Here is a 21,891-nt window from a genome sequence, read left to right on the forward strand (position 1 = left end):
CTGCCGACTTCCCTTAATAGGGAACCTTGTCCGCCTTCTTCTCGTACATCTTCCAGATCTCGACGGCCTCTTCCCGCATCAGCTCCTTGATCGGGATCTCGCGCTCCTCCGTCGGCTTGCGGATTTCGGCGTAGATCTTGCTGTCGTCGAAATTGCCGTAGCGCAGCGCGTCTTCCACCTTGGCGCCGTAGAAGACCTTGCTGATGCCGGCCCAATAGATCGCGCCCATGCACATCGGGCAGGGTTCGGCACTGGTATAGAGCGTCGTACCCTCCAGCTTGAAGCTGCCTTCCGCCTTGCAGGCCTTGCGGATGGCTTCCATCTCGCCATGCCAGGTGGGGTCGTTCTCGGCCACCACGCGGTTGGCGCCTTCGCCGATGATCTTGCCATCCTTGACGATGACGCAGCCGAAAACGCCACCGGCGCTCTCTACCATCGAGGTAAGGCGCGAGAGTTCGATCGCACGCGCCATGAAAGTCCGGTCGTCATCGCTGGTCATGTATGTGATCTTTCAACGGAGGAGGGAAGTGGCAAGGTGAGGCGTCACCAGGCGGGGAGAAAGACGCCGATCTCCACCGCATAGAGGGCGCAGAGGCAGAGCAGGCCGAGCCCTTCGTCCCGCGCGCGGGTGGCGGCTTTCGGCGCCAGCCACCAGCCGAGCAGCCAGATGGCGAGCTTCATCAAGGGCCAGGAAACGAGGGCGACGCTGAGGGCATTGCCGATGAAGGTCGCGATCGGCGGCGGCAGCGGGTGCAGCAGCGGCATCAGGAACCGCAGTTCGAGCATCACGACCGGAAACAGCACCAGGAGGACGAGGCAACTCTGCTTCCAGGCGGGAACCGGCGGCTGCTCGCCCTCAGACGGGAACCAGCCGGCGAAAGGATTGGCGAGCCGCCGGCTTTGCCAGCGGGAGACGGCAGGATCGGCCCGTGCGAGCAGCACCCGCCGTTCGGCCGAAGCGAGCCAGGTTTCCAACTGCTCGGGCAAGGCGAAGCGCACGAGCGTCGTCCAATACGGCAGTTCGGCGGCGAGCGGTGCCTGGATGAGCGTGCCCATATAGCCGGGGAAGCGCGCCTGCGCCGCCTGCATCTGCTCCGCCCAAAGCTGGAAGGCCTGCTGGCGGCCCGGCTCCACCTCGGTCGCGACCACTTCCGTGACCGAGGTGAGGGAATGGAAATCCGGCGCCCATTCCTCGGCGAGGGCGCGCGCGGGATCTGCCCGCAGGGGCCCGAGCGCGGCGAGGAGGGTGGCACGCTCCGCCCCCGCCTGCCAGGCTTCGAGGGCGGCCGGGCTTTGGAAGCGGAGGAGAATGCGCCATTCCGGCGCCCCGGCATAGGCGGGGATGATCTCGATGCTGATGAAGCCCGGCGCCAAGGCGACCGTACGGGCGAAGCGCGCCTGCCAATCGGCGAAGGCCTGCTCCTGCGTCGGGCGCAGATGCACGGTCATCATCACCGAAGGCGCGGCGGGCCGGCCAGGGGCTTCGGGCATGGCTTGCTCTTCCTTGCGCCGCGAGGCGATGGCCGTGAGGGGCGGAGATAGCACCGGGAGGCGAAAGGGTCGGCAGGCTTCGGAACGGGCGGGCGGCGATGTCCCTGCTAAATTATCCTAGCAAGAACCACCCTGCGCCGCCAGCGCAGTCGTAACGATTGCCCTCCGCATGCACCGGCCCGCCGCCGCGGCGGCAGGCCGCGTGCTGCGAGCTAGCTGGCGGCCTCTCCCGCCGCGCGGGCGCCGACGGCGCGGCGGGCGCCCTGGGCGCAGAGATCGGCATAGGCGGCGGCCACGGCCGCGCCGAAGCGCGCGTCGCTCGCCAGATCATCGCCGAAGATCTCGCGCAGGCCGATCACGGCGCGGACACGCGCGCCGCCATCCGCCTCGGGCTCGGCACGCAGCCGGGCGGCGAGTGGATCGCGCACGTCGATCGGCGTGCCCTGCTCATCCGTGCCGCCGACGTAGCGGATCCACCCGGCGATGACGAGGGCGAGGCAGGGGTAGGAGAGGCCGCGGGCGATCCGCTCGCGGATGGTGCCGAGCAGGCGCTGCGGCAGCTTCTGCGAACCATCCATCGCGATCTGCCAGGTGCGGTGGCGGATCGCCGGGTTGCGGAAGCGGTCGGCCAGCGCCGCCGCATAGGCCCACAGATCCGTGCCCGGCGGCGGCGGCACCACGGGGATGATCTCCTCCCGCCACAGCCGCGCGACGAAGCCGGCATAGGCCGGATCGGCCATCGTATCGGCAATCGTCTCATGCCCGCCGAGATAGCCGAGATAGGCGAGGGCGGAATGCGCCCCGTTCAGCATGCGCAGCTTCATATGCTCGAAGGGTTCGACCTCGGAGACGAATTGCGCCCCACCCGCCTCCCAGCGCGGGCGCTGGCCGCCGACGAAACGATCTTCGATCACCCATTGGCGAAAAGGCTCGTGCACCACCGGGGCGGCATCCTCCTGACCGGTGAGGCGCGCGACCTCGGCGATATCGGCCTCCGTCGTCGCTGGCACGATGCGATCCACCATGGCGCAGGGAAAGGCGCCTTCCGCCTCGATCCAGGCGGCGAGCGCTGTGTCCAGCCGAGCGGCGAAAGCGGTGACGAGGCCGCGCACCAGGCGGCCGTTGGCGGGCAGATTGTCGCATGTCAGCACGGTGAAGGGCGGCAGCCCCGCCGCCCGGCGCCGCCGCAGCGCCTGCGCGATGAAGCCGATTGCGCCTTCCGGCGCCTCCGGATGCGCCAGATCATGCGCGACGACCGGGTGGGACCAGTTGAGCCGCCCGGTCGCCGGATCGTGGCAATAGCCCTTCTCGGTGATGGTCAGGGTCACGATCCGCGTGGCCGGGGCGCTGAGCGCGGCGAGCACGGCTTCCGGGTCTTCCGGCGCGACCAGGACGCCGGTGAGGCAGGTCACCAGGCGGGGCGCATTGCCCTCCGGCCGACGTTCGAGTGCGGTATAGAGAAAATCCTGCGGCGCCAGGTGGTTGCGCTGGTCTGGCCGCTGCAGGCTGACCCCGAGGATGCCCCAGCCATGCTCTCCCGCATCTTCGGTATAGAGCGCGAGATGCGCGCGGGCGAAGGCGCCGAGCCCGAGATGGACGATGCCGGTCTGCCACTGCTCTGCGGTCGTCTTGCGCTTCAGGCGCATGCCTCTCGTCCTCCCTCGTCTGGCCGGGCATCAAGCCATGGGCTAGTCTCGCCGCCAAGAGTGAGGGAAGGGACGACAGCGATGTTCGTGGCGATGAACCGCTTCCGGGTGATCAAGGACGAGGCTGGGGCCTTCGAGGAGCGCTGGATTGGGCGCGATAGCCAGCTCCATACCGTGCCCGGCTTCGTGAGCTTCAACCTGCTGCGCGGGCCGGAACGCGAGGACCATATCCTCTACGCCTCGCACACCATCTGGCAATCCCGCGCCGATTTCGAGGGCTGGACGCGCTCGGAAGCCTTCCGCATGGCCCATGCCGCGGCCGGCGGCGCCAAGCCGCTGACCATCGGGCCGCCCGAATTCGAAGGCTTCGAGCCGGTTGCCGGCGCCGCGCGCGGCTGATCAGCCGAGGATTTTCTGCATCAGCACGAGTTCGAGCCAGCGGTCGAACTTGCGGCCGACCTCCGGCATGCGGCCGGTGATGGTGAAGCCGAAGCTTTCATGCAGACGGATCGAGACCGCATTTTCGGCCGAAATCGCCCCGACCATGACATGCATGCCGGCCTTCCCGGCATGCGCCAGGAGGGCTGCGAGGAAGGCGCGGCCAAGCCCCTGGCCGCGGAACCGCGCATCGACATAGACCGAATGCTCCACCGTCAGCGCGTAGCCCTGATAGGCGCGGAAGGGGCCATAGGCGCCGAAGCCGGCGATGGTGCCGTCTGCCGCGGTGGCGACGAGCACCGGTTGGCCGAGCGTCCGGCGGTCGGCGAACCATTGCCGCCGGCTTTCCAGGCTGTTGGGGGCGGTCTGCCAGCTTGCGGTACTGTGCAGGATGGCGTCGTTCAGAATGGCGAGGATCGCCGGCAGATCATCCTCAGTCGCATCGCGCAGCGGCAGCAAGGCCATCATCCCTCCTTTAGGCGGCTTCCGCGCCGGGGCGCCGCCGGCCCGGCTTGCCAGAGATCAGCCAGTCCGACAACCAGCGCCCGGCCGGCCCCAAGACGCGGTCCCGCCGGTGGATGAGGGCCATGGAGAGCGTGACTCTGCTTTCCCATTCCTCGGGCTGGATGAGGGCGAGGCGCCCGGCCGCGATATCCTCTTCCACCATATGGCGCGGCATGCCGCCCCAGCCCAAGCCGCCGAGCAGCATGGTGTGCTTGGCGCCGAGATCGGCCAGCCGCCAGTTCCGCCGCGAGAGCACCCCGTGGTCGCGCTGGGCGGTGCGGCCGGAAGGGTCGGTCAGTACCAGCTGCACATGCTCCTGCAATTCATCGCGGCCGATCGGACGTCCGAGCTTGGCGAGCGGATGACAGGTGGCGGCGACGGCGACCATCTCCACCATGTCGATCGGCTGCAGCGTCAGCTCGCTGCTGCTTTCCGAGGCGAAGACCAGCGCGATGCCGAGCATGCAGGTGCCATCGGAGACGAGTTCCGGCGTCCGCCCCATGGAGGCGACGAAGATGCGCGTCGGCACCGTCGGGTAGCGCTCGCCGAATTCGTGCAGCGCGCCGACGATCCGCTCCATCGGGAACATGGCATCGACGACGAGGGCGAGTTCGGCCTCCAGCCCCTGGGCGATGCCGCGCGCCTGGTCTGAAAAGGCGCCGACTTCGCTGACGATGCGCAGCGCCCGCGGCAGCAGGGCGGCGCCCGCCTCGGTCAGGGCGGGGCGGTAGCCGGCGCGATCGAAGAGGATGAGGCCGAGCTGCTGCTCCAGCTTCTGCACCGCATAGGTCACGGCCGATTGCGCGCGGTTCATCCGCCGGGCGGCAGCCGAGAAGCTGCCCGTCTCCGCGACCGCGACGAAGACCTGAAACTGGTCGAGCGAAAGGCCGTGCAAGAGCATGTGGCTACTCTATCAAGAAATACGATTAAGACGCACGATATTTTATCAGTTTCTCAGAAGGAAATTTTGCGCTTTTCTCGCGCCCAATCAACTTTTTGGGTGCCGTTGCCATGAGCAAACTTCTCGTCATCGAAAGCAGTGCCAATCTTGCGGGGTCCGTCAGCCGCGATCTGACGCAAGCCTTCCTGGCCGGCTATCGGGCGGCGCATGCCGATGCCACCGTCCTCACCCGCGATCTTGTGGCCGAGGCAGTGCCGCATCTCGGCGTCGATCTCCTGGGCGGCCTCTTCGCCCAGCCGGAACAGCATACCCCGGCGCAGAAGCAGGCGATTGCGCTTTCCGATACGCTGATCGGGGAGATCGAGGCCGCGGACATCATCGTCATCGGCGCGCCGATGTATAACTTCGGCATTCCTTCGGCGCTCAAGGCCTGGATCGACCATATCGTCCGCGCCGGGCGCACCTTCCGCTATACCGAGAGCGGGCCGCAGGGCCTCGTCACCGGCAAGAAGGTCTATCTGCTGCTCGCCTCGGGCGGCGTCTATTCCGATGGTCCCTACAAGACCTACGACTTCCAGGAACCCTATCTGCGCGCCGTGCTCGGCTTCATCGGCCTGACCGACGTGACGGTGGTGCGCGCCGAAGGCATCGCCCTCGGCGCCGAATCGGCGGCCAAGGCTGCGGCCGATGCGAAGGCGAAGATCGCGGGCCTCGCCTTCTGATTGCCAAAGGGGCCGGCGCGGCCGGCCCCCTCCGCCTCTTTCCCCTAAGCTTCAAGGATAACCATGCTCCGCACGCTTCTGCTCGGGGCCGCGTTCGCGGCTACCCTGTCGCTCGCCGCCTTCGCGCCCGCTTCCGCCCAGGTCGCCACCACCAGCGCCGCCAAGGTCCTGCCCGGCACCTATAAGGTCGAGCCCTATCACACCCGCATTCTCTTCGCCGTCTCCCACATGGGCTTCACCACCTGGTACGGCGATTTCAGCAATGCCAGTGGCACGCTGAGCTTCGATCCCAAGAGCCCGGCGAAGAGCGCGCTCGACATCAGCTTCCCGGCGGACAGCGTGACGACGACGAACGCGAAGCTGGATGGCGAGCTGAAGAGCCCCACCTGGTTCGACGCCGCCCAGTTCCCGACCATCACCTTCAAATCGACCAAGATCCGCGTGACGGGGCGGGATACCGGCATCATCACCGGTGATCTCACCTTCCACGGGCAGACACACCCGGTCAGCCTCGTCGCCCATTTCAACGGCGGCGGCGTCAACCCGCTCGATAAGGCCTATACCATCGGCTTCAACGCCACGGGCACGCTCTCCCGCGCCGAATGGGGGGTCAAGACCTACGAGCCGCTGATCGGGGACAAGGTGGGCCTTATCCTCAGCGGCGCCTTCGAGCACCAGAACTAGACGGCCAGCGCAAGGAGGGCGAGCGCCATGCCCCTGGCCCGGCCGAGCGTCAGCGAACCGCGCTACACGGCGGTCGCCATCCTGCTGCACTGGCTGATCGCGGCCGGCATCCTCGCCCTCATCGCGATCGGCCTTTTGATGACGCAGTGGCCCGGCAAGATCGGGCCGCTCGCCACCTTCAGGTTCTATCAGCTGCACAAGTCGATCGGCATCACCGTGCTGCTGCTGGCGGTGCTGCGCCTCGCCTGGCGCTGCCTGCGGCCGCCGCCGGCACTGCCCGCCGGCATGAGCGGGGTGGAGCGTGGCGCCGCGCACGGCGCGCATTGGCTGCTCTACGCGCTCATGCTCGCCCTGCCGTTGACCGGCTGGGTCGTGGTCTCCACCTCGCCCTTCAACCTGCCGACCGTGCTCTATGGCCTCATCCGCTGGCCGGATCTGCCGTGGCTCGGCCATCTCGCGGACAAGGCGCGGCTCAGCGCGGTGTTCGGCCGGGTGCATGCCTATGGCGCCTGGGGTCTGATCGGCCTTCTCGGCCTGCATCTCGGCGCCGTCTTCCGCCACCAGGTGATCAAGCGGGACGGCATCCTCGACCGCATGCTGCCGCGGCCGTGGCGGCGGGCTTCCTCTCCCCGAAGCTACCAAGGATAGATCTCCATGCTGCGCGCCCTCGGCCTCGCTTCCGCAACACTGCTCCTCGCCGCCGTCTCCGCTCAGGCGGCGACCTGGACGATCCTGCCCGGGCAGAGCAGCCTCGGCTTTACCGGCAGCCAGAGCGGGGCTGCCTTCTCCGGCCATTTCGGCAAATTCTCCGGCACCATCGTCTTTGATCCGGCGCATCCCGAAGCCGGGCATGCCGCGATCACGATCGAGACCGCGAGTGCGGCGACCGGCGATCCGCAGAAGGATGGCGCGCTGCCGGGCGCGGACTGGTTCGACGCGAGCCGCTTTCCGAAAGCGCAATTCATCGCCAAAAGCTTTCGCCAGACCGGGCCCGGCGCTTATGAGGCCGATGGCATGCTCACCATTCGCGGTATCGCGAAGCCCCTTGCGCTGCCCTTCGCGCTCACGATCGCGGGTGACGAGGCGAAGGCGAAGGGCGCGGTCGATCTCACCCGCACGGATTACGGCGTCGGCCAGGGCGCCTGGAGCAGCGGCCAGTACGTCGCGCTCAAAGTTGCGGTAAGCTTCGCCATCACCGCCCGGAGGACAGGTCCATGAGCACGCCTTCCCATCGGCTTCCCACCTATTTCATTCCGCATGGCGGCGGCCCCTGCTTCTTCATGAATCCGCCGCCCGGCGGCCCCGGCACCTGGGACCGGATGGCGGATTTCCTCCGCTCCATCCCGGCCGATGTGGGGGTGCGACCGCGCGCGATCCTCAGCATCACCGGCCATTGGGAGACGCAGGATCTGCGGGTCACGGCGGGCGCCCAGCCGCCGCTGATCTTCGACTATTACGGCTTTCCCGAGGAGACCTATCGCCTGACCTACCCGGCGCCGGGCGAGCCTGCGCTTGCCGCCCGCATCGCCGCGCTGCTGAGGGCGGCCGGCCACCCCTGCGCCGAGGATGCCGAGCGCGGCTTCGACCATGGCATGTTCATCCCGCTCAAGATCGCCATTCCCGAGGCCGATATTCCGGTCGTGGAACTTTCGGTGCGGAACGATCTCGATCCGGCGGCGCATATCGCGATCGGCCGGGCGCTCGCGCCGCTCAGGGAAGAGGGCGTGCTGATCCTCTGCTCCGGCATGAGCTACCATAACCTGCGCGGCTTCTTCACCAACGATCCGCGCGCTGGCGAAGCGTCGCGGGCATTCGACGGCTGGCTTGCCGAGGCTGTGCGCCAGCCGCAGGCGGCACGGGAAGCGGCCCTCACGCGGTGGGAACAGGCGCCGGCCGCCCGCCTCTGCCACCCGCAGGAGGAGCACCTCATCCCGCTCATGGTGGCGGCAGGCGCAGCGGGCGGGGATGCGGGGCATCACGCCTATGCCGATACGGTGCTCGGCAAAGCGCTTTCGGGCTTCCGCTTCGGCTGACGCATGTGGCCGCGCGGCCCGCGATGCTGCTCCGCGGGCCCGCGCCCGCGCCCGCGCCCTTGCATATGCTGCCACTCCCCCGTCCCGCGCGGGCTTGTTCCGCGGGTGACGGGGCAGCTCGCAGGATTCGAGACCAAGGGTTGAATAGACAAGATCGCTTCAAACCCGGGAGGCCCAAAACGTTGCCAGAGCACGGCAAGCCGCGCTGCTCGTTTGACAAGCATCGGGGCGCGTGATTTCGTTTTTGCTGTCGTCAAGGAAACCTTCCATGAACCCAGCTTCTCTCGGTCGCCGCCATCTGCTTCAAGGTGCCGCCATGCTCGGCGCCGTTGCCTGCGCGCCGCGCCTGGCCAGTGCCGCGGCTGATACCGTTCTGCGGGCTCGCGCTTACGCAGATCTGGAGGTTCTCGATCCGCTCGCCTGGGTCTCCCAGCCCGATGTCGATATCATGGTCTGCTGCCTCAACAAGCTGATCCGCCACAAGCCCGGCACGCAATGGGAGTGGGAGTTGGATGCCGCCGCATCCATCAAACAGATCGACGATACGCATATCGCCTTCACCCTCAAGAAGGGGATCGTGTGGTCCGGCGGCTTCGGCGAGTTGACCGCGGAGGACGTTAAATTCTCCTTCGAGCGCATCGCTGATCCCAAGATGCAATCTCCCTACCAGTCCGACTGGTCGGCGCTCGATCATGTCGAGGTGACGGACAGCCATTCTGGCGTCATCGTGCTGAAGGAGTATTTCGCGCCGCTTTGGACCAGCACCCTGCCCGAAGCCTCCGGCCTCATCGTCTGCAAGAAGGCGGTGGACGCTTTGCCCGGCAAGAAGTACACGACGACGCTGCCGGCCGTCTCGGGCCCATACCAGCTCAGCCAATGGGTGCCGAAGCAGAAGACGGTTCTGACGCGCAACCCCGGATGGCAAGGCGCCGCCCCGGCCTTCGACAGCATCGAGATCTATCCGATCGACGACGCGAACACCGCGCTCATCGGTTTTCAGGCTGGCAGCCTCGACTATACCTGGATCGGGCTCGATGCGCTCGCCCGGCTGAAGAAGAAGCCAATGGCGCAGGCGACCGTGACGGAACGGCCGTCGCTTGCTTTCACCTGGCTCGGCATGAATGTGACCAATCCTAAACTGCAGGATATTCGCGTGCGGCGTGCCATCCAGCAGGGGGTGGACATGGATGCCGTCTTGCAGGCGGCCTATTTCGGCGAGGCGCAGCGCGCGACCGGGCTCATCGCGCCAAGCTTGCTTGGGCATCGTCCGAAGAACCTCTACGGCTACGATCCTGCGGCGGCCAAGAAGTCCCTGGCGGGCAGCGCGGCCGCCGGCGGCCTCGTCGTCACGCTCAGCGTGCTCAATACCTCCGAATTCGTGTCGGCCGCCCAGGTCATCCAGGCGAGCCTGCAGGAGATCGGCGTGACGGTGAACATCAAGCCCTATGATTCAGGCACGTTCTGGACGCTTGGCGCGCAGAGCGGCACGAGTTGGAAAGAGATCGAGCTTATTCTCAACCGCTATACGATGGAGCCGGACCCGTCCTGGGCGACCGCCTGGTTCACGACGAGCCAGATCGGCGTATGGAACTGGGAGCGGTGGAGCAACAAGGAGTTCGATGCGCTGCAGGAAAAGGCGCTGCACATGAAGGACGACACGCAGCGTGGCCAGACCTACCAGCATATGCAGGATCTGATGGAAGAATCGGGCGCCTATGTTTTCATCACCAACGGCGCTTCGCCCAGTATCGCGCGGAACACGGTGAAGCCCGCCCTGCTCCCCGATGGCCAGCCTCTACTGTTCGAGTTCGCCAAAGCCTAGTCTGAGGCTGTTCCTCTTCGCTTATGCTCGGCTCCTCATCTGCCCTCGCTTGTTTGTTGTGCGGGCATCTTTGCCTGGTCAGATGCGTCTGTCTGACCAGGCTCTGCGCGGTGGCGGGTCTCGAAGGCGGGCAGTAGCGAGACGCCCGATCTGGCGGTACATCGGGCGCAGCTGAGGCGGAGCGCTGCCCGCTCAAACGTCCAGAGGTCAAAACTCCAGCGGGAAGTGACACCGCACCGCGCGCCCGCCTATCCCGCGGGCCTCCGGCCTTTCCTGCTGGCAACGCGGCTGCGCATGAGGGCAGCGCGTATGGAACTCACACCCCGGTGGGCGGGCGGCAAGGCTTGGCACCTCGCCCTTCAGTTCGACATCGGCGCGCCGCTTGTCCGGATCGAGATCAGGCTGCGCGCTCAACAAGCCATGGGTATAGGGATGGGCGGGCGCGGCATAGATGTCTGCCGTCGGCCCTTCTTCCATGAATCGTCCCATATACATCACCGCCATCCGCTCACTGATATGGCGCACCACGGCGAGGTTGTGGGTGATGAGGAGATAGGAGAGGCCGGTTTCATCCTGAAGCCGGCGCAGCAGGTTGAGGATCTCGCCTTGCACGGAAACATCGAGCCCCGCTGTCGGCTCATCGGCGATGATGAGGCGGGGGGAGAGGGCGAGGGCGCGGGCGGCCCCCACGCGCCGGGCCTGGCCACCGCTCAGCTGATGCGGGTAGCGATCCGCAAAATCGACGGGAAGACCGACGAGGGCGAGCAGCCGGCGAGCCTCTGCATCCCGCTCGCGCCGCCCGAATCGGCCGCCCGGAAAGCCATGAATGTCGAAGGGCTCGGTGATCAGTTGGCGTGTCGTCATCCGCGGGCTGAGCGAGGCCACGGCATCCTGAAACATCATCGCCATCTGGCGGCGCCACACGCGCACATTGCCTTCGCCCGCCGGCATCGCTTGGCCGCTCAATCGGATCGTGCCGGACTGAACCGGCGTGAGCCCCATGATGGCGCGGCCGAGCGTGCTTTTACCTGATCCGCTCTCGCCGACCACGGCATAAGTGGTCGCCTCCGGCAAGGTGAAGGAAATATCGAGCGCGGCATCGATCCGGGGCGCGCCGAAGGACAGCAGACCTTGCCCGCCATAGCTGACCGCGAGGCCGGATACCTCTAGAAGCGTCATGCGGCCGCCTTGTGGCAGTGGACGATATGGCCCGGCTCCAGGCTGCGGCGAGGCGGTGGCGTTTGGCACAGAGGCTCGGCAAGGGGGCATCGCGGCGCGAAGACGCAGCCGGGTGGCGGGGAGGCCAGATTGGGAACCTCGCCGCCGATCGTCGGCAGGATGCGAATGGCTCCCGGAATCCGTGCCGGATCGCAATCCAGCAGGCCGCGCGTATAGGGGTGGCGTGGCCGCTGCATCAAGCTGCGCACCGGCCCGCTCTCCATTACCGCCCCGGCATAGAGAATCGTGACCTGATCGCAGAGTTCGGCGATGAGGCCAAGATTGTGCGAGACGAACAGGATCGATCCACGAAACTCCCGCTGCAATTGCCGGAGCAGATGGATGATCTGCGCCTCCATGGTCACGTCGAGCGCCGTCGTTGGCTCGTCGGCGACGAGGAGATCCGGGCTGCCGAGCAGCGCCATGGCGATTGCGATCCGCTGCCGCATGCCGCCCGAGAACTCGTGCGGGTATCGCAAGAGCCTGCTCTCGGCATCGGGAATGCCGACGTGGCGCAACATCTCTGCCGCCCGCCGCCATTTCGCAGCGCGCCCGCCGGGCTCGCGATACTGGATGTCCTGCATCTGCCGGCCGATCGAAAGCACGGGGTTGAGCGCGGTCATCGGATCCTGGAAGACCATGGCGATGCGTCTGCCCCGCAGATCCCGCAGCGCCCGCGCATCAAGCCTCAGCATATCCTGCCCGTCGAAGCGCACCGTCCCGGAAACCACGGCATCTTGCGGCAAGAAGCGCATCGCCGCTGCGATAAGGGTCGATTTGCCCGATCCACTTTCCCCGACGATCCCCATGACCGTGCCGCGTCCGACGGTGAGATCGACATGGCGCAGCGCCTGCACCCGGCCGCTCTCTCCCGGAAAGGATACGGAGAGATTCGAGATCGTGAGCAGCGGTGCGTCGCCCGCCGTCATCGCCGGTGCCTCGTTCGCGGATCCAGCGCATCGCGCAAACCCTCGCCCAGGAAGGTGAAGCCGAGCGTTGTAAGAACAAGAGGCAGGCTGCCGCCGATAACGATCCAGGGCGTATCGCGGATAAAGTTATAGCCCTCGCTCAACATACGCCCCCAGCTGGGGGCCGGCGGCGGCACCCCGAGCCCAAGGAAGGAGAGCCCGGCCTCGAGCGTGATGACGCCCGGGATATCCATGCTTGCCAGGATGAAGAGCGGGCCGATGACATTGGGCAGCACATGGCGGAGCAGGATGCGCCCGTTCCGCGCCCCGAGGGAGCGTTCGGCCAGGATGAACTCGGCACCCCGCAGGCTTTGGGTGGAGGTTCGGATGACGCGCGCATAGCGCGGGATCGTCACCACGACGACGATCAGGAGGACGGTATCGAGATCGGGGCCGAGCAAGGTGATGATGGCGAGTGCCAGCATGACGACCGGAAAGGAATAGGTGGTGTCGAACAGAACGACGAGAACGGCATCCAGCCAGCGCGGCCCATAGCCCGCGATGAGACCGAGGATGATACCACCGATCATCGAAAGCCCGGTCGCGAAGCCGCCGAGATAAAGGGCGAAGCGTGCGCCGACGATAACGCGGCTCAGAATATCCCGGCCGAGTTGGTCGGTGCCGAGCGGATGTGCCCAGGATGGCGCCTCGAAGCGATGCAGGATCGCCATATGCAGCGGATCGTAAGGCGCGACCGCGCGTCCGCCGATGGCGAGGATGACGAGCATAAGCACAAGCAGCAGGCCGAGGAGACGCGTGCCGTCTCGCAGCCCGGGCGGCAGTCGGCGCCGCCATGCCGTGGGATGATCAGAGGTTTGCGCGGACACGGGGATCAAGCCATGCAACGAGGAGATCGGCGACGAGCGTGAAAAGCGCGAAGAGCGCCACCGTGACGAGCACCGCGCCCATCACCACGGGATAGTTCCGCGCTTCGACAGCGCCGAGCACCAGCTTGCCGATGCCCGGCCGGTTGAACACGGCCTCTGCGAAGACCGCGCTGGAGAGTAAGCTGCCGAGGCCGAGACCGATGAGCGTGACGGTGGGCAACACCGCGATGCGCAGGGCGTAGCGGAAGACGATCATCCGCTCCGGCAATCCGAAAGCGCGCGCAGTGCGGATATGGTGCTCGGCCATCACTTCCAGCATGGAGGCGCGCACCAGTCGGGCGAGATAGCCGACCCAACCGAGCCCGACCGCGAATGCAGGCAGCACGAGGTGATACAGCTCATCCAGCGGATGGCCGGCCGATCCGGCGCCAATGGCCGGAAAGAGGTTGATGGTGAGAGAGAAGAGCAGCAGGGCGTAGATCGCGACGACGAAGGACGGCATCGAGATAGCGCCAACCGAAAGCAAACCGGATAGCCTATCAACCCAAGATCCCTGCCGGATTGCGGAATAGCAGCCGAGCGGAATGCCGAGCAAGGCTGCCCAGCCGAGGCCGCCGACCGCCAGGGCGAGCGTATAGGGCAAGGCGCCGGCGACGAGGCTCGTGACACTCCGCCCCGTCCAGACATCCGTGCCGAGATTGCCATGCAGCACGCGGAGGAAGAAGCGCGCGAGTTGCACGAGCATCGGCTGGTCCAACCCCATCCTGGCGCGCAGAGCCGCCTTCATCGCGGGCGTCGCCATCGGCCCGAGCGCGATGGAGGCGGGGTCGCCCGGGATCAGGAAGATGAGGGTAAACATGATCGTCATCGCCAAGAGGCAGATGATGACGGCAAGCCCCACGCGCTTGGCCGCGTAGCTCAGCATCGGCTACCCGTGAGGCGGGGGGGCAGGAAGATCGGCAAGCGGGGCTTCATACGCCGTCCCGCGGCACTTGGCGTGACCAGCTGCGGCAGAAGACGCGCGTTTCGCCCTCAAAAGCATCGAGCTGCGCTTCGAGCAGGAAGTTATCCTTGGTCGCACGCATCACCGTGCGTGACTCCGTTCTGGTCTGCCACTCGCCACGGCCGACGCGCATGGTGTAGCTGATATCGACCGTGGCGGAGAGCGGGTCTCGCGCCGAAATGCGGTAGATTTCCCGATTGATCTGTTGCGTCTCCAACCCATGCGGCTCGATCGCGGAAAGGCCCGTATCCCCTGTCACCTCCACCACCGTCTCGCCGGTCGCGGCATCCCGCAGCACACGCCGGCTGTCCTGGCCGCGGCTTATCCAGCGCCGCTCCTGCGGTGCCGCGGCCTCGGGGCTCGGGAAAGTGATGCTGTCATCCGTCGGCCGCGGCAGTCGCTTGGGCAGCACGACGCTGCTCCGCCCCGTGAAGAGGCTGAGCGTTGTCGCTTGCGGCGATGGCCAGACGATCGGCCAATAGCTGGTGGAGAGGGCGATGCGAAGGCGATGGCCGGGTGCGAAGCTATGCGCCGCGTGGTTGAGGTGCAGACGGACGGTGTAGCGCCGGCCTGGCTCCAGCGGCTCCGGCACCTCATGCCCGTTACGATGGGTCAGGTTGAGGAGGCCGTAGCTGACGCGCAGCGATCCGCCGGTCGGCGATACGTCGCACAGGCGCACGCAGATCAGCGCTTGCGGCTGGTCCACCGCGATTTCGAGGTCGAGCACGACGGCGCCAACGATCTCCAGCCGTTCGGCCAAGGGCTCCGTGTCAAACACGAGGGAACGACCGTCATCGACAAGCTGATCCGTCGGCTGATCAGGCAGAATGCCGAAGCTGAACCAACTGCCAGACGCTTCTCCAAGATCCTGAGGAGAGGACCAGTCAATCTTCGTCTCGGCTCCGGCTTGCAGCCGCAAACCCTCCGGGTTGAGCGCGAGGCGCTGCTCCAGGATAGCGGGGCTCGGCCAGCTGGGCTCCGCCACCCAGCGGCCGGGGCGCTCCTCATAATCGGCCCGCGGCGCTGTCCAGTCCTGCATCCAGATGCGATAGGCCGGCTCTTGCATCACACCGGTCTCGCGCCCAGCCAGATGCTGGTCGAACCAGCGCAGACATTCCTGCAAAAAGCCGATACGCGGGCCAGGCTTGGCGAAATGCGGGTATTTATGGGCCCAGGGCCCGTTGATGCCACGGCACGGCGCCTTCAGCCCAGCGAGCAGCCGCGGAACCGCATTCGAATAGCCGTCCGCCCAACCGCCGACCGCCAGAACCGGGCAGGTGATGGCGGACCAGTCCTCGCAGATCGAGCCATGCTTCCAGTAATCGTCGCGGCGCTGATGGCCGAGCCAGGTCTCGACCAGAAGCGGCTGATGATCGAGCCGGCGAAGCCACATCTCGCGCCAGTTCTCGCCGAGCAGCATGGGATCCGGCGGGCGGGACATGTACCCGAGCATGGTCGATGCCCAGGAGAGATTGTCATTGAGCAGGCATCCGCCCATGAAGTGGATATCATCAGCATAGCGGTCATCCGTCGAGCAGATGCTGACGACGGCTTTCAAGGCGGGCGGCCGACGGGCCGCCACTTGTAACCCGTTGAAGCCTCCCCAGGAGATTCCGATCATGCCGACCACGCCCGAGCACCAGGGCTGCGCGGCGATCCAGGCGATGACCTCAAGCGCATCATCCTGCTCAAGCTTGAGATACTCATCATCGAGCAGACCGTCCGATTCGCCGGAACCGCGCATATCCACCCGCAAGCAGGCATAGCCATGGCCCGCGAAATAGGGATGGGTCAAAGCATCACGATCAACCGTGCCATCCCGCTTGCGATAGGGAAGATATTCGAGGATGGCGGGGAACTTCTCCGCATCCGCAACATCCGGGCGCCAGATGCGTGCGGCAAGGCGGGTGCCGTCTGCCAGCACGATCCACTCATTTTCTATCTCGCGAACCGGATAGGGAAAATCGTCTTTTATCTTCATGGCTTTCCCGTCATGCTGCCTCGATACGCTTGCGCCCGCGTCCGCGCCGTCCTGCTGCCTCCGGCGCAAAGCCGTGCCGCGCGTGGAAACGCGCCAGCTCCTCAGGCCGTGCCGCGGTGCCGGAGAAAATCGTCACGTAATGCGGGATGCGCCGCATGCGAGTTGCAAGATCCTCACGCGTCCTCATTGAAATATAGCCGATCTGGGTGAGATAGAGCGTGCGCGCCCGCACATCGGCTTCGGCGGCGCCATAGCCGAACCGCTCGAACATAGCGAAGATGGCCGCAAGCCGTGCCTCGTCGGCGGCGCCGATCTCTGCCTCGACCGCCGCGGACTGAAGCGCCCAGCTACGCACGGCGATTTCGAAATCGGCATCGAACAATGTACCATCAAGCCAGCAATCGAAAAGATTGAGGGTCGCTTCCGCAATGCTGGCGGCATAAGCCGCAGCCCGCCCGATCAGATTGCCGGTGTTTTTCTCTCGCCAAAGATCAAGCAAGGCGCTGAGCAAATCCTCCCGATCGCGAAAGAACCAGTAGAAACTGGTTCGCGACAGCCCGAGCTTCTGGCCGATCGCTTGGATGCGCACCCCATCCACCCCTGATAGGACGAGGCTCTCGTAGGCCGCAGTGAGCCATACGTCACGTGAACCTCGCCAACCTGTATCGAGCGTCCGAACGCTTGCCATGGCAGATCAAACCAACAAAGCGACCCATCTGGCAAGAGAAAATGTGCGTATGCGTCGATCGGATTGACAGGGGTGTACAGGGCGGTAGTGTATCCTCATCCTTTTGGAAATCGGCCCATGGCGATGAGCGATCCGCTTCTGCAGCCGTATCGGTTGAAGCATCTCACGCTGCGAAACCGGATTATGACGACGGCGCATGAGCCGGCTTACGCGGAAGATGGCATGCCGAAGGCGCGCTATCGTGCCTATCATGTGGCGCGTGCCAAGGGCGGCATCGCTCTCACCATGACAGCCGGCTCTGCCTCGACATCCCGTGACAGTCCGCCGGTCTTCAACAACGTGCTTGCCTATAAGGACGAGGTCGTGCCCTGGATGCGCGACCTTGCCGATGCATGCCACGAGCACGGGGCGGTTGTGATGATCCAACTCAGCCATCTCGGGCGGCGGACGCGCTGGGATAAGGGGGACTGGCTGCCGGTCGTTTCGCCCTCCCATCATCGGGAGGCAGCGCATCGTGCCTTCCCCAAGAAAATCGAAGACTGGGACATCACCCGGATCATCAAGGATTATGGCGATGCCGCCGAGCGCATGCAGGCAGCCGGGCTTGATGGCATCGAGTTGGAGGCGTACGGCCATCTTCTCGATCAGTTCTGGTCTCCCCTCACCAACACACTCGATGCGCCCTATGGCGGTGCGTTGGGGGACAGGATGCGTTTCACCTTCGAGGTGCTGCGCGAGATCCGCCGGCGCGTGGGCGCGAACTTCATCCTCGGCGTGCGCTATACGGCGGACGAGGCTCAGCAAGGCGGGCTAGATCGACAGGACGGGCTCGCAATCTCGCATAGCCTCGTCAATAGCGGGCTCGTCGATTTCCTCAACATCGTGCGTGGCCACATCGACACCGATCCGGGGCTGACCGATGTGATACCGATTCAGGGCATGCCGTCCGCCCCGCATCTCGACCTCGCTGGCGAGATCCGTGCCGAGACTCGCGCACCCACCTTCCACGCCGCCCGGGTCTCGGACGTCGCGACGGCGCGGCACGCCCTGCAATCGGGAAAAGTCGATATGATCGGCATGACCCGCGCCCATATGACGGACCCCGATATCGTCGCCAAGATCGTGGCAGGCCGAGAAGCGGACATCCGCCCCTGTGTCGGTGCCAATTACTGTCTCGATCGGATCTATCAGGGTGGTGCCGCGTTCTGCATCCATAATGCAGCGACCGGGCGTGAGGAGACGATGCCGCACGTCAACCCGCGTGCCGAGAGGGCGCGCAAGATCGTCATCATCGGCGCCGGCCCTGCCGGCCTGGAGGCAGCCCGCGTAGCGGCGGAGCGCGGTCACCAGGTGCTCGTCTTCGAGGCAGCGAAGGATGCCGGCGGTCAGATCCGCCTGACGGCGCAAAGTCCGCGGCGGCGAGAAATGATCGGCATCATCGACTGGCGGCTGATGCGCTGCGAGGCACTCGGTGTCGCCTTCCGGTTTAACACCGTCGCAGGTGTGGACGAGGTTCTCGCCGAACGGCCGGATGTCGTCATCGTCGCGACCGGTGGCCTGCCCCATACCGAGATTCTGACGGAGGGGAACGATCTCGTCGTCTCGACCTGGGACATCATCGCGGCCGAAATCAAGCCAGGCAGCAACGTTCTGCTTTTCGATGACGCGGGCGATCACGCGGCCTTGCAGGCGGCCGAGGTGCTTGCAAGGAGCGGCGCGAAGCTTGAGATCATGACCCCCGATCGCAGCTTCGCGCCGGAGGTGATGGCGATGAATCTCGTGCCCTATATGCGCTCCTTGCAGCCTGCCGATGTCACCTTCACCGTCACTTTCCGGCTGCTTTCGGCTCATCGCGTCGGGAACCAGATCCTCGCGCGTATCGGCAGCGATTACGGCGCCGTCTTGCGGGAACGGGTGGTGGATCAGATCGTCATCAACCACGGCACGATCCCGCTCGATGAGCTGTATTTCGCGTTGAAGCCGCATTCTCGCAATCTCGGCCGTATCGATTACGATGCGCTGCTCGCGGGGCGGACGCAGCCGGGGAATATCGCTACCGACGATGGGTTCGACCTCTTCAGGATCGGCGATGCCGTGTCAGCGCGCAACACGCATGCCGCAATCTTTGATGCGCTGCGGCTCGTCAAAGATCTCTGAGCACTCTTCGCCTACGCTCGCGTGCCGTCCCCCTTGCCCACCACCATAACCGGAGCAGCCGATGCACGAATCCGCGCCGATCACGAAGTTACTGCGACAGCGTTTGCCGGGCTATTCGCTGCCCGCTGAACTCTACACGCGGCAAGACGTGTTCGAGGCGGATCTCGACATCATGTTTCACCGTCATTGGATCTTCATCGGACTTGACTGCGACGTGCCGGAGCCCGGCGATGTTTCGGTGTTGGATATCGGCAAATCCAGTATCGCCATCCTGCGCGATGACGCGGGGACGGTTCGGGCTTTTCACAACGTCTGCCGGCATCGCGGAGCACGGCTGTTGCCGCCTGGCCGCGGCGTTGTCGGCAAGCTTGTCTGCCCCTATCACCAATGGACCTACGAGCTGGACGGCAGGCTGATCGACGCGCCGCATATGGGACAGGCTTTCGATCGAAGCTGCCATAGTCTCGGTGAGGTGGCGTTGCGATCCGTGGGTGGCCTGCTCTATGCTTGTCTCGCCGAGCATCCGCCCGAGGACATCCAAGATCTCGTCGCGGTGATGGAGCCGCGGCTCGCTCCCTATGACATTCGTAACGCCAAGGTGGCGTTTCAGGCGGATATCGTCGAAGAGGGTAACTGGAAACTCACGATCGAAAACAACCGCGAATGCTATCATTGCTCCGCCAACCATCCTGAGCTTTGCGTTTCCTTCATCGATCTGGACTTTGGCTTCGACCCGCAGAGCCTGAGCGAGGAGGACCGGCGGATGGCGGAGCGCCACGCCCAACGCTATGCTGACAAGATGACGGAGTGGGAATCGCTCGGCTACCCGTCAAGGCCGGTCGAGCATCTGCGCGGCCATGTGACAAACTTTCGAACGCAGCGGCTCATCATCGCCAATGCAGGCGAGTCCCAGACCCCCGATGCGCGCGCCGCTTCCGCCCGGCTGCTCGGCCGCATGATCCGGAAGGACCTTGGAGACATCCATTTGTGGGGTCATAACTGCTAGCATCACTTTATGGGGGACCATGCGGTCATTGCCATGGTGGTGCCGCTCGCCGCGGATCGGACCCTCGTTCGGACAAAATGGCTCGTGCACAAGGACGCGATCGAGGGAGTCGATTACGAGCTTGATCGGCTGACCTCTGTCTGGACTGCGACCAATGCGCAGGATGCGCATCTCGTTGCCCTGGCTCATGCCGGCATTGCGAGCCGCGGCTACCGGCCCGGCCCATACTCCCACTTCACGGAACAGCAGCTCGACAACTTTCTGTCCTGGTACGTCGATCGGATGCAGGCGCACGGGCTTTAGCTGACGTCATGGGCGGCATCGTCGGCCTGTCGCCTGGAGACAGCATCAGCCGAAAGCCGGCCGCCGGGCCGAAAATCAGATCTTCCAGCCTCCGCCGAGTGCCTTATAGAGCGTTACCAGATTCTGCTGCTTGTCGAGTTGCAGGCTGATCAGCGTCAGCTTCGCGCTGAAGAGGGATTCTTCCGCTACCAGAACGGTCAGATAAGCATCGACGCCGGCTTTGAAGCGCATCGTCGAAAGATCAAAGTTCTGCTGATCGGCGGCGACCAGCGCCTGCTGGGCGGCAATCTGATCCTCGTAGGTGGCGCGGGCGGCAAGCGCGTCCGAGACATCGTGGAAGGCCTGTTGGATCGCCTTCTGGTAATCCGCAATGTCGATCTGCTTCTGCAGCTTGGCGATATCGAGATTGGCGAGATTTGAGCCGGCATCGAAGATGGGCAAAGTGATCTGGGGCTCGAACCCCCAGCTTGCCTGCCCGGCTTTGAAGAGATTGGAGAGGCTGCCGCTGGCAGTGCCGCCATTGGCCGTCAGCGTGATCGAGGGGAAAAAGGCGGCGCGGGCCGCACCGATATTCGCATTGGCCGAGAGCAAAGTGTCCTCGGCGGCCCGGATGTCTGGCCGGCGCGTGAGCAAGTCAGATGGCACCCCGGCCGAGAGTGACGGGAAGGGCGGCTTGTCGGAGAAGTTCACCGCCTCCATGCGCCGCACAAGGTCCACCGGAAGCGGGGCGCCCACCAGGAGGACAAGTTCGTCCATGTCTTGCGCCACTGCCCGCCGATACTGGGCGAGGCTCGCCTGGGCCGAATGCAACGTCACCTCGGCTTGGGCAACGTCGAGCTGCGTGCTGTCGCCATGGGCAAGCAGGAGCTGGGTCAGGCGCACGGAATCGGCTTCGGTTTTCACGGTATCCTGTGCGACGGCGAGGCTCTGCCGGTCAGCGAGCCAGGCGAGATATTCGGAGACGACCTCGCCGATCAGGGTGAGCTGCGTCGCCGTTCGTGTTTCGGCCTCACTGAACACGGTTTCCTGTTGAGCGCGCGCCTTGCTGCGGATCTGGCCGAAGAGGTCCAGCTCCCAGGAAACGGCACTCGCGCCCAGGCTGTATTCCCGCAAGTTCTGGGTTTGGCCCTGCGTGCCATAGACATCCCCGGGCGTAACCGAGCGGTCGAAGCTCGCCGTGCCGTTGATCGTGGGGAACAGGCTTGCGCGGTCCACCCCATATTGGGCTTCGGCACTGCGCACGTTGAGCGCGGCGACCCGCAGATCCCGGTTGTTGTCGAGCGCGAGACGGATGAGGCTCTGCGACACCGGATCGGTGAAGAACTGCGACCAGCCGAGATCGGCAGCGGTCTGCCCTTTCGTGTTGGCGGCAGAGAGGGCGGCGGGGCCGGCCGGCCATTGGCCGGCGACGCCGGGCGAGGGGCGGTGATAGTCCGGGATGAGGCTGCAGGCGGAGAGGGAGAGCAGCGCGAAGCTGCCGAGCAGAAGGCGGCGCATGG

General features: G+C 65.5%; 22 protein-coding genes. 10 read left to right on the plus strand and 12 right to left on the minus strand.

Annotated features, from left to right (window positions below; all coding sequences use genetic code 11):
- Nucleotides 1-13 precede the first annotated feature (13 nt).
- The 3 genes from ACYQ7X_RS05275 to ACYQ7X_RS05285 all read right to left on the minus strand — a co-directional run bounded on the left by ACYQ7X_RS05275 (nucleotide 14) and on the right by ACYQ7X_RS05285 (nucleotide 3,137).
- Nucleotides 14-499, minus strand: coding sequence for a nucleoside deaminase (locus tag ACYQ7X_RS05275; protein ID WP_459695809.1), 486 nt, complete (start codon nucleotides 497-499; stop codon nucleotides 14-16).
- Between the two features lie 44 nt (nucleotides 500-543).
- Nucleotides 544-1,491 (minus strand): antibiotic biosynthesis monooxygenase, encoded by a 948-nt coding sequence (locus tag ACYQ7X_RS05280; RefSeq protein WP_459695810.1) that lies wholly within the window; start codon nucleotides 1,489-1,491, stop codon nucleotides 544-546.
- A gap of 212 nt (nucleotides 1,492-1,703) precedes the next feature.
- Nucleotides 1,704-3,137: a mannitol dehydrogenase family protein gene (locus tag ACYQ7X_RS05285; RefSeq protein WP_459695811.1), complete on the minus strand. Its 1,434-nt coding sequence runs from the start codon at nucleotides 3,135-3,137 to the stop codon at nucleotides 1,704-1,706.
- Between the two features lie 81 nt (nucleotides 3,138-3,218).
- Between ACYQ7X_RS05285 and ACYQ7X_RS05290 the strand changes: the two genes are divergently transcribed.
- Nucleotides 3,219-3,536 carry an antibiotic biosynthesis monooxygenase family protein gene (locus tag ACYQ7X_RS05290; protein WP_459695812.1) on the plus strand — a complete coding sequence of 106 codons (318 nt, stop codon included), beginning with the start codon at nucleotides 3,219-3,221 and terminating at the stop codon, nucleotides 3,534-3,536.
- Here the strand turns inward: ACYQ7X_RS05290 and ACYQ7X_RS05295 are convergent, their stop codons facing one another.
- Nucleotides 3,537-4,040, minus strand: coding sequence for an N-acetyltransferase family protein (locus ACYQ7X_RS05295; protein ID WP_459695813.1), 504 nt, complete (start codon nucleotides 4,038-4,040; stop codon nucleotides 3,537-3,539).
- A 10-nt stretch (nucleotides 4,041-4,050) separates the two neighbouring features.
- On the minus strand, nucleotides 4,051-4,980 hold the full coding sequence (locus ACYQ7X_RS05300) for a LysR family transcriptional regulator (protein ID WP_459695814.1): 930 nt from the start codon (nucleotides 4,978-4,980) through the stop codon (nucleotides 4,051-4,053).
- Between the two features lie 110 nt (nucleotides 4,981-5,090).
- On the opposite strand from ACYQ7X_RS05300, the gene ACYQ7X_RS05305 reads away from it, so the two are divergent.
- From ACYQ7X_RS05305 to ACYQ7X_RS05330, 6 genes are all read left to right on the plus strand, one after another.
- On the plus strand, nucleotides 5,091-5,702 hold the full coding sequence (locus ACYQ7X_RS05305) for an FMN-dependent NADH-azoreductase (protein ID WP_459695815.1): 612 nt from the start codon (nucleotides 5,091-5,093) through the stop codon (nucleotides 5,700-5,702).
- 63 nt (nucleotides 5,703-5,765) lie between these two features.
- Nucleotides 5,766-6,386: a YceI family protein gene (locus ACYQ7X_RS05310; protein ID WP_459695816.1), complete on the plus strand. Its 621-nt coding sequence runs from the start codon at nucleotides 5,766-5,768 to the stop codon at nucleotides 6,384-6,386.
- 27 nt (nucleotides 6,387-6,413) lie between these two features.
- Entirely contained in the window at nucleotides 6,414-7,034 is a 621-nt protein-coding gene (locus ACYQ7X_RS05315; RefSeq protein ID WP_459695817.1) for a cytochrome b, read from the plus strand.
- Between the two features lie 6 nt (nucleotides 7,035-7,040).
- Nucleotides 7,041-7,604 carry a YceI family protein gene (locus ACYQ7X_RS05320; protein WP_459695818.1) on the plus strand — a complete coding sequence of 188 codons (564 nt, stop codon included), beginning with the start codon at nucleotides 7,041-7,043 and terminating at the stop codon, nucleotides 7,602-7,604.
- The gene (locus tag ACYQ7X_RS05325; RefSeq protein ID WP_459695819.1) at nucleotides 7,601-8,419 is read left to right on the plus strand and encodes a DODA-type extradiol aromatic ring-opening family dioxygenase; all 819 of its coding nucleotides are present in this window, start codon (nucleotides 7,601-7,603) and stop codon (nucleotides 8,417-8,419) included. Before ACYQ7X_RS05320 ends, ACYQ7X_RS05325 begins: the two co-directional genes overlap by 4 nt.
- A 268-nt stretch (nucleotides 8,420-8,687) precedes the next feature.
- Complete coding sequence (locus tag ACYQ7X_RS05330) at nucleotides 8,688-10,241, plus strand: ABC transporter substrate-binding protein (protein WP_459695820.1); 1,554 nt, start codon at nucleotides 8,688-8,690, stop codon at nucleotides 10,239-10,241.
- A gap of 207 nt (nucleotides 10,242-10,448) precedes the next feature.
- On the opposite strand, the gene ACYQ7X_RS05335 is transcribed toward ACYQ7X_RS05330, so the two are convergent.
- From ACYQ7X_RS05335 to ACYQ7X_RS05360, 6 genes are read right to left on the minus strand one after another with little or no spacing between them, the layout of a single operon-like run.
- Complete coding sequence (locus ACYQ7X_RS05335) at nucleotides 10,449-11,420, minus strand: oligopeptide/dipeptide ABC transporter ATP-binding protein (protein ID WP_459695821.1); 972 nt, start codon at nucleotides 11,418-11,420, stop codon at nucleotides 10,449-10,451.
- Nucleotides 11,417-12,388, minus strand: a complete 972-nt coding sequence (locus ACYQ7X_RS05340; RefSeq protein WP_459695822.1) for an ABC transporter ATP-binding protein — start codon at nucleotides 12,386-12,388, stop codon at nucleotides 11,417-11,419. Before ACYQ7X_RS05340 ends, ACYQ7X_RS05335 begins: the two co-directional genes overlap by 4 nt.
- Entirely contained in the window at nucleotides 12,385-13,254 is an 870-nt protein-coding gene (locus tag ACYQ7X_RS05345) for an ABC transporter permease (RefSeq protein ID WP_459695823.1), read from the minus strand. Before ACYQ7X_RS05345 ends, ACYQ7X_RS05340 begins: the two co-directional genes overlap by 4 nt.
- On the minus strand, nucleotides 13,235-14,179 hold the full coding sequence (locus ACYQ7X_RS05350) for an ABC transporter permease (RefSeq protein ID WP_459695824.1): 945 nt from the start codon (nucleotides 14,177-14,179) through the stop codon (nucleotides 13,235-13,237). The genes ACYQ7X_RS05345 and ACYQ7X_RS05350 overlap by 20 nt, the downstream gene beginning before the upstream one ends.
- 46 nt (nucleotides 14,180-14,225) lie before the next feature.
- Nucleotides 14,226-16,238, minus strand: coding sequence for a CocE/NonD family hydrolase (locus ACYQ7X_RS05355; RefSeq protein WP_459695825.1), 2,013 nt, complete (start codon nucleotides 16,236-16,238; stop codon nucleotides 14,226-14,228).
- A 10-nt stretch (nucleotides 16,239-16,248) separates the two neighbouring features.
- Nucleotides 16,249-16,926 (minus strand): TetR/AcrR family transcriptional regulator, encoded by a 678-nt coding sequence (locus tag ACYQ7X_RS05360; protein ID WP_459695826.1) that lies wholly within the window; start codon nucleotides 16,924-16,926, stop codon nucleotides 16,249-16,251.
- A gap of 117 nt (nucleotides 16,927-17,043) precedes the next feature.
- Between ACYQ7X_RS05360 and ACYQ7X_RS05365 the strand changes: the two genes are divergently transcribed.
- From ACYQ7X_RS05365 to ACYQ7X_RS05375, 3 genes are all read left to right on the plus strand, one after another.
- Nucleotides 17,044-19,083, plus strand: coding sequence for an oxidoreductase (locus ACYQ7X_RS05365; RefSeq protein ID WP_459695827.1), 2,040 nt, complete (start codon nucleotides 17,044-17,046; stop codon nucleotides 19,081-19,083).
- 61 nt (nucleotides 19,084-19,144) lie between these two features.
- Complete coding sequence (locus tag ACYQ7X_RS05370; RefSeq protein WP_459695828.1) at nucleotides 19,145-20,089, plus strand: aromatic ring-hydroxylating oxygenase subunit alpha; 945 nt, start codon at nucleotides 19,145-19,147, stop codon at nucleotides 20,087-20,089.
- A gap of 9 nt (nucleotides 20,090-20,098) precedes the next feature.
- On the plus strand, nucleotides 20,099-20,392 hold the full coding sequence (locus tag ACYQ7X_RS05375; RefSeq protein ID WP_459695829.1) for an SRPBCC family protein: 294 nt from the start codon (nucleotides 20,099-20,101) through the stop codon (nucleotides 20,390-20,392).
- Between the two features lie 75 nt (nucleotides 20,393-20,467).
- Here the strand turns inward: ACYQ7X_RS05375 and ACYQ7X_RS05380 are convergent, their stop codons facing one another.
- Nucleotides 20,468-21,889, minus strand: a complete 1,422-nt coding sequence (locus tag ACYQ7X_RS05380) for an efflux transporter outer membrane subunit (RefSeq protein WP_459695830.1) — start codon at nucleotides 21,887-21,889, stop codon at nucleotides 20,468-20,470.
- Between the last annotated feature and the right edge of the window lie 2 nt (nucleotides 21,890-21,891).

Source organism: Acidisoma sp. C75 (assembly GCF_054665095.1).